19 protein-coding genes are annotated in these 15224 nt (G+C 47.0%); 8 read left to right on the top strand and 11 right to left on the bottom strand.

From position 1 onward, the window contains the following. The first annotated feature begins 3 nt into the window (after positions 1–3). A complete protein-coding gene (locus KNO98_RS07540; protein ID WP_034770829.1) occupies positions 4–375 on the top strand; it encodes a YidH family protein in 372 nt (123 codons plus the stop codon). Positions 376–420: 45 nt separating this feature from the next. On the opposite strand, the gene KNO98_RS07535 is transcribed toward KNO98_RS07540, so the two are convergent. From KNO98_RS07535 to KNO98_RS07515, 5 genes are all read right to left on the bottom strand, one after another. Further along, the gene (locus KNO98_RS07535; RefSeq protein WP_214700296.1) at positions 421–921 is read right to left on the bottom strand and encodes an SRPBCC family protein; all 501 of its coding nucleotides are present in this window, start codon (positions 919–921) and stop codon (positions 421–423) included. A gap of 119 nt (positions 922–1040) precedes the next feature. After that, complete coding sequence (gene gshAB / locus KNO98_RS07530; RefSeq protein WP_214700294.1) at positions 1041–3332, bottom strand: bifunctional glutamate--cysteine ligase GshA/glutathione synthetase GshB; 2292 nt, start codon at positions 3330–3332, stop codon at positions 1041–1043. Continuing rightward, positions 3316–4644 carry an MATE family efflux transporter gene (locus KNO98_RS07525; RefSeq protein ID WP_214700292.1) on the bottom strand — a complete coding sequence of 443 codons (1329 nt, stop codon included), beginning with the start codon at positions 4642–4644 and terminating at the stop codon, positions 3316–3318. Before KNO98_RS07525 ends, gshAB begins: the two co-directional genes overlap by 17 nt. A 129-nt stretch (positions 4645–4773) precedes the next feature. Then, positions 4774–5238, bottom strand: a complete 465-nt coding sequence (locus KNO98_RS07520; RefSeq protein ID WP_026825001.1) for a hypothetical protein — start codon at positions 5236–5238, stop codon at positions 4774–4776. Continuing rightward, positions 5235–5444 (bottom strand): helix-turn-helix transcriptional regulator, encoded by a 210-nt coding sequence (locus KNO98_RS07515; RefSeq protein WP_026825002.1) that lies wholly within the window; start codon positions 5442–5444, stop codon positions 5235–5237. Before KNO98_RS07515 ends, KNO98_RS07520 begins: the two co-directional genes overlap by 4 nt. A 119-nt stretch (positions 5445–5563) precedes the next feature. Here KNO98_RS07515 and KNO98_RS07510 point away from each other — a divergent pair, with 119 nt between their 5' ends. Both KNO98_RS07510 and KNO98_RS07505 read left to right on the top strand, forming a co-directional pair. Next, complete coding sequence (locus tag KNO98_RS07510) at positions 5564–6496, top strand: ring-cleaving dioxygenase (RefSeq protein ID WP_214700290.1); 933 nt, start codon at positions 5564–5566, stop codon at positions 6494–6496. A gap of 37 nt (positions 6497–6533) precedes the next feature. Continuing rightward, complete coding sequence (locus KNO98_RS07505) at positions 6534–7022, top strand: hypothetical protein (RefSeq protein WP_214700288.1); 489 nt, start codon at positions 6534–6536, stop codon at positions 7020–7022. A gap of 40 nt (positions 7023–7062) precedes the next feature. Here KNO98_RS07505 and KNO98_RS07500 read toward each other — a convergent pair whose 3' ends face one another. Further along, positions 7063–7503, bottom strand: coding sequence for an RrF2 family transcriptional regulator (locus KNO98_RS07500; RefSeq protein ID WP_214700286.1), 441 nt, complete (start codon positions 7501–7503; stop codon positions 7063–7065). 186 nt (positions 7504–7689) lie between these two features. On the opposite strand from KNO98_RS07500, the gene KNO98_RS07495 reads away from it, so the two are divergent. Beyond that, a complete protein-coding gene (locus tag KNO98_RS07495; protein WP_214700284.1) occupies positions 7690–8790 on the top strand; it encodes a globin domain-containing protein in 1101 nt (366 codons plus the stop codon). Positions 8791–8838: 48 nt separating this feature from the next. Here KNO98_RS07495 and KNO98_RS07490 read toward each other — a convergent pair whose 3' ends face one another. The 5 genes from KNO98_RS07490 to KNO98_RS07470 form a co-directional block, all read right to left on the bottom strand. Next, on the bottom strand, positions 8839–9396 hold the full coding sequence (locus KNO98_RS07490; protein ID WP_214700282.1) for a hypothetical protein: 558 nt from the start codon (positions 9394–9396) through the stop codon (positions 8839–8841). Positions 9397–9466: 70 nt separating this feature from the next. After that, positions 9467–9880 (bottom strand): DUF350 domain-containing protein, encoded by a 414-nt coding sequence (locus KNO98_RS07485; RefSeq protein WP_034770831.1) that lies wholly within the window; start codon positions 9878–9880, stop codon positions 9467–9469. Then, positions 9877–11106 carry a glutathionylspermidine synthase family protein gene (locus tag KNO98_RS07480; protein WP_214700280.1) on the bottom strand — a complete coding sequence of 410 codons (1230 nt, stop codon included), beginning with the start codon at positions 11104–11106 and terminating at the stop codon, positions 9877–9879. The genes KNO98_RS07485 and KNO98_RS07480 overlap by 4 nt, the downstream gene beginning before the upstream one ends. Next, positions 11103–11471: a hypothetical protein gene (locus KNO98_RS07475; RefSeq protein WP_214700278.1), complete on the bottom strand. Its 369-nt coding sequence runs from the start codon at positions 11469–11471 to the stop codon at positions 11103–11105. Before KNO98_RS07475 ends, KNO98_RS07480 begins: the two co-directional genes overlap by 4 nt. Next, positions 11468–11926 carry a hypothetical protein gene (locus KNO98_RS07470; RefSeq protein WP_026825010.1) on the bottom strand — a complete coding sequence of 153 codons (459 nt, stop codon included), beginning with the start codon at positions 11924–11926 and terminating at the stop codon, positions 11468–11470. Before KNO98_RS07470 ends, KNO98_RS07475 begins: the two co-directional genes overlap by 4 nt. Before the next feature lie 106 nt (positions 11927–12032). Between KNO98_RS07470 and KNO98_RS07465 the strand changes: the two genes are divergently transcribed. The 4 genes from KNO98_RS07465 (at position 12033) to KNO98_RS07450 (ending at position 15176) form a co-directional block, all read left to right on the top strand. Beyond that, complete coding sequence (locus tag KNO98_RS07465; RefSeq protein ID WP_214700276.1) at positions 12033–13052, top strand: ion channel; 1020 nt, start codon at positions 12033–12035, stop codon at positions 13050–13052. Between the two features lie 11 nt (positions 13053–13063). Further along, positions 13064–14191, top strand: coding sequence for a YfbR-like 5'-deoxynucleotidase (locus tag KNO98_RS07460; RefSeq protein WP_078147724.1), 1128 nt, complete (start codon positions 13064–13066; stop codon positions 14189–14191). A 128-nt stretch (positions 14192–14319) separates the two neighbouring features. Continuing rightward, positions 14320–14652 (top strand): PadR family transcriptional regulator, encoded by a 333-nt coding sequence (locus KNO98_RS07455; RefSeq protein WP_214700274.1) that lies wholly within the window; start codon positions 14320–14322, stop codon positions 14650–14652. Then, positions 14649–15176 carry a DUF2812 domain-containing protein gene (locus KNO98_RS07450; RefSeq protein WP_214700272.1) on the top strand — a complete coding sequence of 176 codons (528 nt, stop codon included), beginning with the start codon at positions 14649–14651 and terminating at the stop codon, positions 15174–15176. The genes KNO98_RS07455 and KNO98_RS07450 overlap by 4 nt, the downstream gene beginning before the upstream one ends. Positions 15177–15224 lie beyond the last annotated feature (48 nt).

Here is a 15224-nt window from a genome sequence, read left to right as displayed (position 1 = left end):
AGAATGAAGTTAGAAGTAGAAAAAACGATAGATTCTCAATATATCCAGCAACACTTAGCGAACGAGCGGACATTTTTGGCATGGATTCGTACTGCGATTACCGTGATCGGGATTGGGTTTTTAGTGACGAACTTTCATTATTATCGAAGCGAGAATTTAAGTGGGGCAGAACATCAATTGATTTCAGCAATCGGGATGTTATCCATTTTGTTCGGCATCAGCACGATTCTTGTAGGCACCCGTTCATATTTGAAAAAAGTGCATACGATTAACACGCAACAATTCAAATCTGCGAAGATGAGTCTCATTGCTTTGGCGATTGGGATGGTCTTTATCTTTTCACTGATCCTCGTAGTGAGCTACTTTTTATTTTAAACGAAAACAGGCACCGTCTCTATTACGAGGTCGGTGCCTTGCTCGTTACTGTGTCACGATCGCTTCAAGACGATCGAGTTGGGATGTGAACCCTTCGACGGCCCCCATATCAACCACTTGTTGGAGAGCCTCTTCATTCGGGAATTCGGAGCGGCTAATGAATAGCGTGCCTTTCGGTGTATCGAGAAATTCATTCGTGATGGTCATGACAGGGAAATCTGGATTGACATGACCGTCCGCATCAGAGAACGCATCTGTATAAACGATTCGCAAGTAGGGGTCGATGTCGATGAAGGTGGATTTCCCCCAGGACTCCATACCGTAGAAGTCACCTTGATTTTGATCGACACATGTCATACAGTAATGCCAAATCCCGCCTGGTTTGAAGTCGAAACTGTATACTTTCGTGTCCCATCCGGTTGGTCCCCACCATTTCTCTAGATGAGCTGGTGTCGAGAATGCTTCAAACACGAGTTGTCGTGGTGCCTTGAACAGACGTTCCGTAATCAGTGTCGTACCCTCTACATGTGATTTAACCGTACTCATGATTCATTCTCCTCTCAGGGTGAATCTGCTATACATCTAATAGTTCGGAAAAGAAGCGAGTTTCGTCACGGAGCTCCTATTTGGATATGCCCAATCCATATATTCCAAAACAAACGTATTCAATCCTGAAACAACAAATCAAGCAACATCTCGCCAATTGGTCGTTCTTTTCCCTCATAGGGGAACGCATGGATATGGATGGCAGGATTAAAATTCAACTCGATGATGCCGTATTCAATGTGCTCATCATTAAGAGATGGGAGCATCATATCGACACCGCAAATCGTAGCGCCAACCGACTTAGCGGCATCGACAGCAATGTGTTTATAGACGTCAGGAATTTGGTCTGTATAGTCGATACTGTCGCCACCTGTACTAATGTTAGAGTTTTCACGCAAGAAGACACGCTCACCGAGAGCTGGAATACTGTCCGGTGTCTTGCCTTGAGCATATAAAAACGAGATGACGATATCGTCAATTTCAATTTTCTCGAGTGGTGTCTTATATCCTTTTCCACGTAAGGGGTCTTCGTTTTTTGTAGAAACGAGTTGGCGAATGGTAGAGGCGCCGTCCCCCGTGACGTTTGCCGGGACGCGATGGAGGATACCGGCGACTTCATTCCCGATGACGAGGAAGCGATATTCTTTTCCAGGTAAAAACGTCTCCAGTAAAACGACATCGTCAAACGTTCTCGCATACTGAAATGCAGATAGAGCTTCCTCATAAGTCGTTCCGTCTTTAAAAATATGAATGCCTACGCCGAAGTTCGTGGACTTCGGTTTCAAGACGATTGGTTTATGTGAAAACAGGTGCCATGCATGCGATAAATCAGATTCGTTATGAAGTTCTACACCTTCAGGGACACGAATTCCGTGTTCAGCGAGTACATACTTCGTTACCGTTTTGTTTTCCATCATCAGGACTGATACATAATTGTCTTTTGATGTCTTTGTTGCCTGTTTGACGTACTCCTCATATTTGCCGTTGTGAATGCGGATAAATTGATCGGACCAATCGATGACGTCGACACGATACCCCCGTTTGATGGCAGATTTCATTAATACTTGAGTAGACAACTCAAGGTCGGAATAACCATGTACACGAAAACGATTTGCATACGCGTCCTCATAAAAGTGTTCGGCTTGGGCTAGAGACCACGCGTTATAACCCGTCTCGGTCATAATCGTCTTCAATCGAGAAGCGTACGTCATGTCCACGTGATCAATTTTTTCTCGTAGAGAGGGAAAGACGTCTTTGAAGCCGAGGTCATATTTCGTGTCGAACGCATCGATCGCGTCGAGAATTTCTGTCGCGTACGTGTGTAGTTGTACGTCGTCACCATCTCGAGTCAATGTGTTCGTGGGAGACATGCCTTCTTTGGCGACACGTTGTTGGTTATTATACGCTTCAGCCTGCCAATCGAAATAAGTTGTCTCCTCAGTAAATGTCAAGTAGAGCAAAAACAGATGAAGAAACCGTAAATCTGAACGAGCGATCCCGGTCTTTTCAAACGGATTCAAATCAATATTGCGAATTTCGATGTAGTCGATACCGTTCGCCTCGAGCTTGTCCAAGTCGTTGCCACCTCTCGATGTTTTCAATCGAATCGGGGAGTAGAGTTCGTTTGGATGTGTAATCTCCCCTTTGGCAATGAATCGACGTACATCATTTGTATATGCTGAGAGTGTCCCATAGTTTGGATAAAGTGGTTCGACATTCGTATAGCCACAATCGCTATTCCGATAGGACAACGCTTGTTTATTTGAAAAGGTATCCTCATGGAGCGCTTGCATCTGGCTGACACATCGTTCTTCATAACTCGCATGAACAGCCGGGGTAGCGCCGAGCAAATAGACGATGAGCCAACGCATCCGTAAATATTGGCGAACCAGCTTCAAGTAAAGGTGATCTTTAAAGTGTCGATATTGCTCAGGAGACCCTTCGTATAGTGTGGACAACATCTCATCGGAAAACGAAAAATTGAAATGAATTCCGGAAATGAGTTGTTTTTTCGCACCATATTTTTGGAGTAAATGCTCCCGGTAACGACTAGCCTCGAGTCCGGACACACCAAAGTCAGCTAGTGGAATCATACCGCCTTCCGGTAAGGCGCATGGCATCGATTGTGGCCAAAGGCGTTCGTCGCCTATGTTTAGCGCAGTGATATCATAAAGCGTTTCTAAAAAGTGATGTGCCCCCTCAATCGTCGGAAACGTCGGGGTGACGAGCTCGATTTGACTTTCAGAGAAGTCGGTCGTGATATATGGATGCGTTGCCTTATGACCGAGTGACTTTGGGTGCTTCGTAATAGCGAGTGTGCCGTCTGACTTGACCCGCAACATTTCCCGCTCGATGGCAAACTTTCCGCTCGTGATGAGACGATGGGGTAGTTGATTAAACTGCTTCTGCAAGTGAAGTCACTTCCTTTTTCGTTAGTCGGACAAAGAGGGCGGAGACAAGCCCTTTGATGATACTTGAGATGGCAATACTCCACCAGATGGCATCGATTCCGAGATAAGGCTCAAGTAACAATGCGAGTGGGATACGGGCCACTGTGAAAATGATCGAGATCGTCGCAGGGATTTTCGGTAATCCGAGTCCTGAGAAGTAGCCGTTTCCAATCATTTCAATCGAAGAGAAAACGAGAGAAATACCGATAATTCGCAAGTAGCTCGCCCCAATGTCGATGGTTCGAACATCATCGACGAATAAACCGATGAGGAAATCCGGGACGATTATAAATAACAACATGATGAGCCCCGTATAGACTATCCCGAGTCGGGTCGTCACACGGTAACCTTCATAAACACGATCCACTTTTTGAGCCCCGATATTTTGACCGGTATAGCTAGCCATTGCTCCATTCAGTCCACCGATCATCATATATGCGATCGATTCGATTTGAAGCCCGATCCGTTGTGCTGCAATCGCTTCAGTCCCATACGAACCAATCATGCGAGCAAGGAAAATGCTGATGACGGTGAACAAAATCCGTTGGGTCGCCATCGGAAATCCGAGACGAAAGATTTCTTTATAGTCGGTTCGAGTCGGCTGAATGACTTCATCCCAATTGAACAATGAACGGGCGCGACGCCAGAAGAACCCGAACATGACGACGTTGGCGACAAGTGTCGCAAGAGCTGCTCCAAGGACGCCGAGTTGAAGTGGATAAATGAAGATCGGTGAGAGAACCATGTTGAGTATGACGCCTGTCGCATTGATTCGCATCGCTGTTGTCGTATTGCCATAGGCACTGAATAGACGGGCGAACAGCAAGTTGAAGAAAGAAAAAATAAGCATCGGCGCACTGACGAGCAAATATCCATACGCGAGACGCTCGACGGTTGGTGCGTTCATATTCAAAAAGCCGATCAACGAATGACCAAAAAAAATCAGTAATGAGGCATACGAGAGACCGAGTGCTAGATTTAGACGCTTTCCGGCCCGAACATAGCGCTGGATGAATTTCAGGTCACGTTTCCCGACAGCTTGTGACACTTTAATGCCGGCGCCAACGACAATCAACGATTGAATCGCCTGTCCGAGCATGATATAAAAACTGGCCGCACCGACACTTGCGACGGCATCACTTCCTAGTGCGCCTACCCAAAACATATCGACGAGACTATACGTAAACTGTAACAATGAACTGCCGACGAGCGGGAGGGCAAGCGTGAGGATGACACGCTGTACGTTTCCGGTCGTCAAATCGACGGTTTTCACAAAGCAAGACTCCTTTAATTATTTATATAACCATTTAGTTATATATAAACACAGGGTGAAATGATTAGCAATTAGGAGATGGGATTCGATAAAAAATGGACATAAAAAAAGGAACTCTTGTCGAATTCCTTAACGTGTATAAGCGCGGATCCAAGTCACCATATAGACGAATGTCGCGATGATGAGCGTTGAGGCGAGTGCGTAGATTGGATAAGTAGGGAGTGCGTCTTCAAATAGTGGATAGAACATGAACGATCCCATAAGAATGGGGACCGAAATACTAAACGAGACATAGGCAGCTTTTGTCGCTTTCGCAGTGATGATTTGTTCACGTTCATCGACTTCACTGAACTCGGTCATGCGGACAGACCATTGAGCAAAGTTCAGCTGTTTGTTTGGTCGTGTGTTAAACGAATAGATTGTCCAAACGATAAAAAAGCCAATGAGCAACAAGAGTGGAAGCAGATTGAATTCGACGATGAATGAATCTGATTCAATGATGGTTGAAATATCAGACAAAAATGAACTGAACAGAAAAGCCATCAGGACATACAGGATGATGCTTGAAATAGATTGAACGACGACATGTTTCATTTTGTTTCCTCCTCGATTGTGAATATAGATTCGACCGGTTCCTTGAACACTCTTGCGATGTGCATCGCCAGCATGAGAGACGGCGTGTAACTGCCTTTCTCGAGCGAGATAATCGTCTGTCTCGTCACGCCGACCTTTTCAGCAAGATCGCCTTGAGTTAACTGGTGCCGGGCACGCAGTTCTTTCACGCGGTTGACCAATGGCATGGCGCCACCTCTTTTCTGATTTATACTAAAAGTGTAAAACAAACTTAACATAATGTAAAGAAGACTTTACTTACTTAGAGGTGCTACAATAGCGATATAGTCGAAAGGGGAGATGGTTGGTGAAGGTGATTAGTGGACAACATCATGTGTCAGCGATGACCGGGGATGCCAAAAAGAACTTACGATTTTATACGGAAGTACTAGGGATGCGACTCGTCAAAAAGACGGTTAACCAGGATGATCCATCGATGTATCACTTATTCTATGCGGACGAAACGGGGACGCCTGGAACAGATTTGACGTTCTTTGAGCTCCCGTTTCTCGGGCAGACGTATCGGGGGTCAAACAGTATTTCTCGAACCGCGCTACGGGTACCAGAAGGGGCTCTTACATATTGGCAGGAGCGTTTCGACACGTTCGATGTGACATACGGGGACGTCGAATCGGTTCAAGGGAGACCGACGCTCGCGTTTGAAGATCATGAGGGTCAACGTCTCTGTCTTGTGGAAGGAGGGAACGGAACACCTTGGGAAAAGGGCCCTGTACCAACAGATGTCGGCATCTTTGGTCTCGGATTTAGTGAGTGGACGGTACGGCGGATTGAAAAGACGGCACGGGTGCTGACAGAAGTGCTTGGCTATCGATACGTGACGACATTTGATTGGGATGGTCACGACGTGCGCGTCTTTGAGACGGGAGCGGGTGGCGTGGCGACAGAGATTCATCTCGTCGATCGACCGGATTTGGCATCGGAACGACCAGGGAGGGGGAGTGTGCATCACGTGGCGATTCGAGTGGAAGAAACAGGCGATATGGCGAAATGGATTGAGAAGCTTGACGCACATGGCATCAGTCACTCTGGTCTTATTGACCGCTATTATTTCCAGTCGATTTATTTCCGCGAACCGAGTGGGATCTTAGTGGAACTGGCGACAGATGAACCCGGATTCGCGACGGATGAATCAATCGAAGCACTTGGAGAGCGACTGGCCTTACCACCGTTTCTAGAGTCGAGACGAGCGGAAATCGAATCGAGACTAGAGAAGTTGTAATCGAATGGAAATTCATAACTGTAATGAGGTGAATGAATTGGATACGCAAGCAGTCAATCTTGTGATTGCCAGATTGCTAGGTAAAATTATCGAGCAATATCCTCCTCATCAATGGACAAAAACAGAAGAGGCGTTTCCGCATCCTTATCAGTTCAATAAAGTGAGTTATGACTATTCTGGTGAGGTTGAACCGATGACGCTGGAAACATTTCAAGACTTAGTTAACAAGCTCGGAAATGACCATTGGTACTCATCCAAATTCGAAGAGTTGCTACACAACATTTATATCAATCGATGGGTGCCAACATTCACATCAAATTTCGGTAAGCATTGGCAATGCTACCACGACTTATTGTTTGATGCGTATAACGATTGGAAATATACACATTTTGAATTGTATGACGAAGATGGAAACGAACTCGATGAAGAGTTAGAAAATAACCTGAATGAATGTTTTGAAGATTTCATTCATCAAACGTCCCCAGAACTATATGTGAAAAAAATGATGAAATTTTGGTGGCGATGAGTCCTGAAAGCAGAGACAAATAAAAAACCGACGGACTTTTTCAGTCCATCGGTTTTTGTACGCCCAATAGCAGGGCGAGTTCGTTCGTTCGATTCGCGACGAGATCCGCAATCGTGTAACGGTCGAGCACATGAAAGAACGCCAGCATTGCCTCGTTCAACACACTTCTTAAGTCACAGGCCGGTGCGATCACGCATCGGCCTTCCCCGAAGCACTCCACGAGTTCGAGCGGTTCCATCGACCGAACCACCTCGCCCACGTTGATTTCTTCCATCGGGCGAGCGAGACGGAATCCACCGCCGCGACCACGCACCGACTCCAAATAGCCATGCTTGCCGAGCTCGTAAACGACCTTCATGACATGGTTTTTGGAGATGTTATATTGGTCCGCCACTTCTTGAATCGTGACGAGTCGATGTGAAAATGTGGCGCTATACATCAATGTTCGCAGTGCGTAGTCACACGTTTGCGTGAGTCTCATCCATCATCACCTCTCGTTTCATTGTACAAGACAATTCCTAAAAGTGCGATTCGAACAAATGTGAAAGGGTGATGGCGAAAATAAGTCAAAAGCGTGAAATCTACTTTAAACAAGTATTTAATATATTGCTTTAAAGTGACTTGACTCACATAATGAACGTGTACGAAACAAAAGGGGGAAATTCACATGTTAGATCAACAAACGATTGAGATTGTAAAGGCGACGGCACCAGTTTTGAAAGAACATGGTGTGACGATTACGAAGCATTTTTATCAACGAATGTTTGAACAAAATCCAGAAGTGCGTCACTTCTTCAACCATACGAACCAAAAACGAGGACGCCAGCCGGAAGCGCTCGCGAACGCGGTCTATGCGGCAGCGCTTCATATCGATCGACTCGAAGCGATTCTTCCTGCCATCCAACCAGCACTTCATAAACATAAAAGTTTGAACATCCGCCCGGAACACTATCCGATTGTCGGTGAAAACTTGCTTGCGGCGATTCAAGACGTGCTCGGTGAAGCTGCAACACCTGATATCATCGATGCATGGGCAAAAGCGTATGGTGTGATTGCCGATGTCTTTATCTCACTTGAGAAACAGATGTATGATGACGCGCCATGGGTCGGATTCAAACCGTTCGTCATCGAAGAAATCATAGAAGACACAACGGAAGTGAAGCGATTCCGTCTCGTCGCAAAAGATGGAGTTATTGGCACAGCCATCCCAGGACAATACATCTCGGTTCAAGCGCGAATCGCTGGTGAAGACATCTTGCACCACCGCCAATATAGCGTCATCGACACGACAGAAAACGGATATTGGATTGCGCCGAAAGCGGAGGGACTCGTCTCAAACTGGCTTCATGAACAGATGGTCGGAACAGAAGTCCCGATGAGCGCACCGGCAGGAGAATTCATCCTTGAAGCATCAGACCGTCCGCTCACACTCATCGCAGGAGGTATCGGAATTACGCCCCTCTTCAATATGGCGAAGACGGCACTTCGTCAAGGACGTTCTGTCACGTTATTGCACGCAGTTCGGAGTATGGACCTTCGTCCACTCGGAGACGAACTCGATGAACTTGTGAAAGAAGGGCTTCATCTCATGACACATGTGGATGACGTATCGGGTTGTATGAGTACGACGCAGCTCGAGGCACTTGATGTCGAAGGGCATGATGTCTACACGTGTGGGCCGAATGCGATGATGGAGACGGTCGTCCGTGTCATTCCTCAGGCGCGATATGAATTTTTCGGGCCGTCTGGAGTTCTTGCGACCAACTAAAAAAGACGACTTTTCCAGTCGTCTTGATTCATAATATGGCGAGAAGGATTATTCCGTGAGTTCACTTAAATGTATGACTTGTTTGTTGTCATCCAACGTTTCAAGTGACCACGAACCATCTAACGGTTTTGTTGTTTCAATGACATATGTCATGGTGTAGCTTTCGTTTTCGGGATCGTTGACGAGAAAATCTTTTGAGACATCGTCACCGTTTAACCGTAAATAGACGACATCTTCCGGGCGTTCTTTTAGATGGACACCGATGTACTCCTTGTTTTCAACTTGAAGGGTGACGAAATCAAAAGACTGATTCGGTTCTATTTCTTTAGTGACAGACCCTAAGTTTCCTGTCGTGATATCAATCTCGGCTAGACCGATGACGGAGCGATCTTCGTTTGTGTAAAAAGAGAGAATGGACTGTTCTCTGTTATGAACTTCAAAACTATACCAGTCGTTTATCGTCATATAACGATTCATTTCTTTTTCGGCATTTTCGTATGAGTTGCCGGCCTGAATGTTAGTGTACGTGTAAAGTCCGACACCGACTGCGATTGCCACGACGATGAGACCGGAGACGATCGTGAGTAAGGTGATTCCCTTGGACATGATTTTTCCTCCTGTCTTTTATAAACATAAACACCCCATGCCTCGCGAATGCGTGCATGGGGTGTTTGAATTAGTACGTCAAGCTCGCGGCGACGATGATGCCGACGACGAGTGATGCGGCGAACAAACTGAACCCGATGGCCATGTTGCCGTTCTCGACTTCTTTTTCTAAGTTCACGCCTGGTGTAAGGACGTATTCAAACGTCCAAAACGCCAATACTTGGGCAGCGATGCCGACGAGTCCCCAGATGAACGCATCGAGCAAGTTGACGCTGTTCGCCCAAACCGTGTAGATGACGATGGCGAGTCCGAGCGCTTTCCCCCAAAGCTTTAAAGCGACGGCCATGTTGCCTTCTTTGATTAACTTACGTTCCGAATATTTGGTCGTCAATGCGAAGATGATGAGTCCGGCGAGAATGAGACCGAATCCTGTCCCGAGGTGGGCGAGGAAGCTTAAAATTGAATCGAGTGTGATGAATGTCATGAGTTTGTCTCCTTTTGTGTAGGTGTGCCAACGGCTAAGTAGTACGAATGGTTGTTCGTGATCATGCTACCGGCGCGAACGCCGAGTGCGGATGGGTGTCCATTCAAACAGAAACATCCGATCATGTAATGTGTCTCGACAAGGCCCTTGACGGTCGTCGTCATCCGAGTCGGAAGTTCGATGAACTGTTGGTACACGGCCGTCTCTTCCGCATACGTTTGTAGTAATTCTCGGTGAAACGGTTTGCCTTCTTTCGTGTACAAGATGACGGAGTCCCCTTCACGTCCGAATGCCGGTTTTTTGACGTAGTTCGATTCGCCGAGAAACGGTGCGTCTTCTAAGTAAGTTGGTAAAAAATATGTGTCGATGATGTCGCGCTCAGCTTCATCGAACAGTGTCTCGGTCTCATATAACTCCCAAATCAGGGCCTGTACGCCTTTCGATTGCATGAGGAAAGCTGAGAGCGGGTTGAGAAGCGATACGTGTTTTTGTTGATTGAGTTCGAGCAACCGAATGCCAATCAAGTCTCCGTCCGGTGCGTGATCGTCTACGAGATGTTCAATCGGATATGTTTGACGGTACAAGATATCGATTCGTTCACCCGATGGTGTATAGATACCGTTTTCGTCGACGAGCAAAGCATGAAGTGACACAAATTCAGACGGTAAATCGAGCGTTTCTTGCAGGAAGCGAGCCGTCCATTTGTCTTCGATGTTGTCATCATGAGCCGTGAAGACGATTTTTGGTGTGCCTTCTCGTCCGAGTCGTTTCCATGCGGCAACGATGGCCTTCCGCAACTCGGTTTTTAACTGAGCGGTGGCTTCCTTGTTCGGATCGAGGAGATCGAATTCGGAAGCGACCACGCCGTTCACGTCAAACAGTTCTTTAATGAACGTCGGTGTATCTGAGTTGAACTCCATCAATTTGAGTTGGCCGTCCTTCATGATCCAGTCGTAGCGACCGATGATTGTCTCCTGCGGAATTGTCTTCTCCCGTAAGAACGGCAGGCTCGATTCGGGATAGCCGAGCAGTCGGAGCGTCTCGTCAGGTAGCGAGCGCAACAGTTGATTCGTCTTCCGAAAAATCGAATCAACCGCCCCGGTCGCCTCCCGGACGGACTCTACCTGCGAGGCGGTCATTTCGAAACAGTCGTATAGGGCATATTCTTCATCGTTTAAATCGGGCCAAAAATAAGGGACTTGACTGTAAAGTTCGTCACGCGTCATCCGCCGAATCCACCTTTAGAGCCGCTCCCGAGTCCAGATTTTGACGATCCTGAATTTGAGCCGTTCGACACGGCGCCGGTCGCACCACCATTTGATTTATATGATTTATAGGTCGAAGAGTTTTTCAGTGCACTTTTTGAACGGAACAAGCTACCGAGTAAAAAGTAACTCCCGAAATGGGGGGAACGATCGTCGTCACAATAATATGATTCTGTCACATCATCCCAGTCCCAATCGTCACATTCGTAGCCGGTCGGCTCTTCCGGGAGCGCGGCTTCGTTATAGTTATCATCTCCACATGCGGCGAGAGAGGTCGTTAATACCGCAGCAGAAAGTCCGCTTAAAATTTTCTTACTTGTCTTCATGTTGATTCCTCCAATGTATAACCGGTCGGTGTGACATATATGACATACACACCACGATCTTCATCTGTTTCTGCTGAATCGCGTTCGTACTCTTTATTGGCGACGTACAAGTATTGACTCCCGAGCATGGCGAGTGCATCGAGGTGACGATCGACGTAATAGGCTTCGAGCAACGGGTTGTCAAAGCGGTCGTCGAGTGTACGGATTTCGACTTTAATCTCGCTCGTTTCTTGTTTGTCCATCGGTCCTTCAGTGTAGCGATCGACGTAAATCAAAAAGTATTGATCGCCTTCTAGGGCGGACGAGCGTTGTTTGTATGTCATGCCGTCTTTGACGAAAAACTCACATTCGCGACGGGCGAGCACTTCGTCTAATCCGAGAGACGTGTAATGGTATAGTGGTTCGAACGATAATTCATTTTTATAGAGACGATACTCTAATACGATTGAATTCATAATTCAGTCCTTCCTTTTTTCTTTTTATACGGGGTGAATGTCAAAATGGTTTCGTGAATCTTTCCTTGGATACGTTTAGTATATAAGAGAGAAGGAGGGGGAAACAGTGCATATCTTATTTCGTGTATGGAAAGGATTAGCGAAATTATCATTTTTGAACGTGATTCTGGCCTCGGTTGGTATCATCGTCGTCGGGACTGTGCTCGGTTATTTATTTGAACCGGAGACGTTCGGGTCATTGTTCGACTCGTTCTGGTGGACGATGACGACATTGACGACCGTTGGATATGGAGATTTTTATCCGTCTTCCGTGGCGGGGCGATGGCTCGGGATTTTCTTGTTCCTATTCGGGATTGGGATTATCGGGGCATTGATTGGAAAACTAGTTGAAGTCGGAGCGACGTTTCAACGATTAAAACGGGAGGGAAGACTAGTGTATCGTGGAGAAGGACATTATGTATATATCGGATGGTCCCCGAAGACGAAAAAAGCAATCGATGAAGTGCTCAACTATGAACCGAAAGCGGAGATTGTCTTAATCGATCAATTGATTGAGGAGCCGTATGTGCACGATCAAGTACATTTCGTATCAGGAGACGCCTCGGATGAAGCGGTGTTGATGCAGGCAAACGTCTTGAAAGCTCGACGAATCGCCATTTTTGCGGATGCACGAATCACGGAGACATTACTCGCTGATGGGAAGTCGTTATTGATTGCATCAGCGGTTGAGGCATTATCACACGATTACAAAGTCGATTTACACACGGTCGTGGAGGTGTGCGAGGAACGGAATATCTCGAAATTTAAACACGTCCGTGTCGACGACTTTATTTTAGCGAACGACTCGGTCTCGCTCTTGATGGCGAAAGCGACATTACAACCAGGGACAACGACCATTTTCCGTCAATTATTAAGTAAGCAGTCGGGTGGGAACATTCAAGCGTTGAAACCGAAAGCCGAGTGGCAAAACATACGCGAGGCGAACAAGGCGCTACTTGAATCCGGAGTGACGCTCATCGCGGTCAATGACCGATTGGATGTGGCGACGATGCTCGACTTACCGCTCCAAGATACAGACATGCTCTACGTCGTCTGTCACGACGAAGTATTTGAACGATTATCGTAAGGAGTGAAATCATGCATAACGGAACGTTTATCCGAAAGATGACACGCATGCAAAACGTGCAACGATGGGACGAATATGCCCCGCATTATCATGACAATGCTGCAAGTCACAGTTTTCGTGTCGCGGTCTTCAGCTTGATCGCGGCTTACGTGGAGAAAGAGAACGGGCGTGAAGTCGACTTGCTCGATTTGCTCGGGAAAGCTATTTTCCACGACATGAATGAAGTGCAGACGGGCCCGATTATGCACCGGACGAAAAAAGAACCGACGTTGATTGGTCACATCGAGCGGATGGAGCGGACAGCGAGCCTCGGTCTTGTCGAGTTGCTCTCGCAGTCGCTACGTCCTCACTTTCATCGCTTCGTTGTCGAGGCGGAGGATGACTCATTTGAAGGACGAATCGTCGACGGAATCGATTCATTCGATGCGATGCTGTTCGTGCGACGGGAAGTCGCGCACGGTTCTCCACATTTCGATGACAAATTAGAAGAGATGAAAGCTGCACTCCGTCATCATCCGATTGATTCGGTTCGCTGGCTGTTCGACCAGGTCGAGGCAGAGACGGATGTGTTACGGTTCATCGAGAACGTCATGCGGATGGATAGTGTGCGTCGTTGGAAAGGTCGCTTCAACACGATTGACGACAACGATGCGATTCACGGTTTCCGCGCGGCTGCACTCGGTATGTTCAGTGGGCTCTTAGAGCGTGAGAAGTACGACGTCGATGTCGATGTCGCCGAACTCGTGGCCCGTCTTCTCTGTCACGACTTAGTGGAAGGGGTGACAGGCGACGTGCTCGGTCCAGTCAAACATTCGACGCAAGAGACAGGGGCTGCGTTTGAGGCGTACGAACGGGCGGAAAGTGAACGTCTGCTTGGACTGTTGCCTGAGTATATGCAACCGGCATTCCGGAGATATATGGCCGACTCGAAAGATGATACGTATGAAGGAATGCTTGTCGATATGATGGACAAACTCGATGCACTCATCAAGATGAACATGGAGCGGAAGATGAACGGGGCCGAGTATGAGGTCACGTATCGCGAGCAGCTCCGTAAAGTGCAGATGCGTTATGAGAATCCAAGCATGATCTTCTTCCTGGCGTATATTTTGCATGATTTGGATTACGTCACAAGCTAAATCAATCCACACAGAAGTCGCATACCTAAATGGGTGCGACTTTTTTATATCATTTATTGACATATATCATTTAACGATATATATTGAATGTAAGAGATGTATCATTTAATGATATAGGAGGTGGGGAGATGCCGCGAACGGACTCCTTGGAGTTAGGGGAACTGACGGATAGTATGTTTTACATCTTATTGGCGCTCACGACGCCGCGTCATGGCTATTTGGTCATGCAATTTGTCGAAGAGACTACGCGAGGGCGAATGCAAATTGGTCCGGCTTCGATGTATACAATCATCAAAAAGTTGTTGAACGCCGAATTGATTGAACCGATGGACGGAGACGGAAAGAAAAAGAACTATCAGATTACGCGTAAAGGGCGTTCGATTCTGGCAGATGATGTGAAAAGACGACAGGCGATGGTCGAAGATGCCTGTGCCATTTTAGATATGGAGGGATCACGATGAGACAGAAGTATATGTCGAGCTGGGGACTAGCGTTTGCCGAAGAGCGTGAGATGCGGAAATTGGAGCGAATGGCGGCGAAGGGTTGGCATTTGAAAAAGTTTGCCCCTTTAGGATATACGCTTGTCGAAGGGGAACCGGAAGACGTTCAATATAGTTTGGATTATCGAACTCGTCCAGATGAAGACTACTTTGACCTGTTTGCGTCGAGTGGGTGGCAACATGTCACATCGACCGGGGATGAGATTCATATTTTCAAAGGGGATCGAGATGCTAAGCCGATTTACTCGGATATCGAAACAACAGAGGAGAAATATCATGACATGGAACGTCAGATGGGACGGGCTGCGCTCATCCTAGGTATATTATGGATTGCGCTCTTTTCCTTGTTTCAGTTTGATTGGCCGACCGTAGTCGAAATGATATTGATTGGCGTTCAACTACTCGTGACAATCGGTCTCATATTTACAGGACTACCGTACATCGGCTACCGATTCAAGCGAAAACGAATAAGCCGTCAAGGATGAATAGGCGGATGGCACAAGCCATCCGTCTTTGTTTCGTTCAACTGAACT

It is taken from the genome of Exiguobacterium sp. s57 (genome assembly GCF_018617685.1).
Classification (GTDB): Bacteria; Bacillota; Bacilli; order Exiguobacteriales; family Exiguobacteriaceae; genus Exiguobacterium; species Exiguobacterium marinum.
The sequence above is the reverse complement of the archived record's forward strand: the minus strand, read 5'-3'. Positions and strand labels throughout refer to the sequence as shown.

Coding starts and splice junctions, on each gene's coding strand:
- KNO98_RS07540 (WP_034770829.1), top strand. CDS start 4: ATGAAGTTAGAAGTAGAAAAAACGATAGATTCTCAATATATCCAGCAA.
- KNO98_RS07535 (WP_214700296.1), bottom strand. CDS start 921: ATGAGTACGGTTAAATCACATGTAGAGGGTACGACACTGATTACGGAA.
- KNO98_RS07520 (WP_026825001.1), bottom strand. CDS start 5,238: ATGAAACATGTCGTCGTTCAATCTATTTCAAGCATCATCCTGTATGTC.
- KNO98_RS07515 (WP_026825002.1), bottom strand. CDS start 5,444: ATGCCATTGGTCAACCGCGTGAAAGAACTGCGTGCCCGGCACCAGTTA.
- KNO98_RS07500 (WP_214700286.1), bottom strand. CDS start 7,503: ATGAGACTCACGCAAACGTGTGACTACGCACTGCGAACATTGATGTAT.
- KNO98_RS07495 (WP_214700284.1), top strand. CDS start 7,690: ATGTTAGATCAACAAACGATTGAGATTGTAAAGGCGACGGCACCAGTT.
- KNO98_RS07490 (WP_214700282.1), bottom strand. CDS start 9,396: ATGTCCAAGGGAATCACCTTACTCACGATCGTCTCCGGTCTCATCGTC.
- KNO98_RS07485 (WP_034770831.1), bottom strand. CDS start 9,880: ATGACATTCATCACACTCGATTCAATTTTAAGCTTCCTCGCCCACCTC.
- KNO98_RS07480 (WP_214700280.1), bottom strand. CDS start 11,106: ATGACGCGTGACGAACTTTACAGTCAAGTCCCTTATTTTTGGCCCGAT.
- KNO98_RS07475 (WP_214700278.1), bottom strand. CDS start 11,471: ATGAAGACAAGTAAGAAAATTTTAAGCGGACTTTCTGCTGCGGTATTA.
- KNO98_RS07470 (WP_026825010.1), bottom strand. CDS start 11,926: ATGAATTCAATCGTATTAGAGTATCGTCTCTATAAAAATGAATTATCG.
- KNO98_RS07460 (WP_078147724.1), top strand. CDS start 13,064: ATGCATAACGGAACGTTTATCCGAAAGATGACACGCATGCAAAACGTG.
- KNO98_RS07455 (WP_214700274.1), top strand. CDS start 14,320: ATGCCGCGAACGGACTCCTTGGAGTTAGGGGAACTGACGGATAGTATG.
- KNO98_RS07450 (WP_214700272.1), top strand. CDS start 14,649: ATGAGACAGAAGTATATGTCGAGCTGGGGACTAGCGTTTGCCGAAGAG.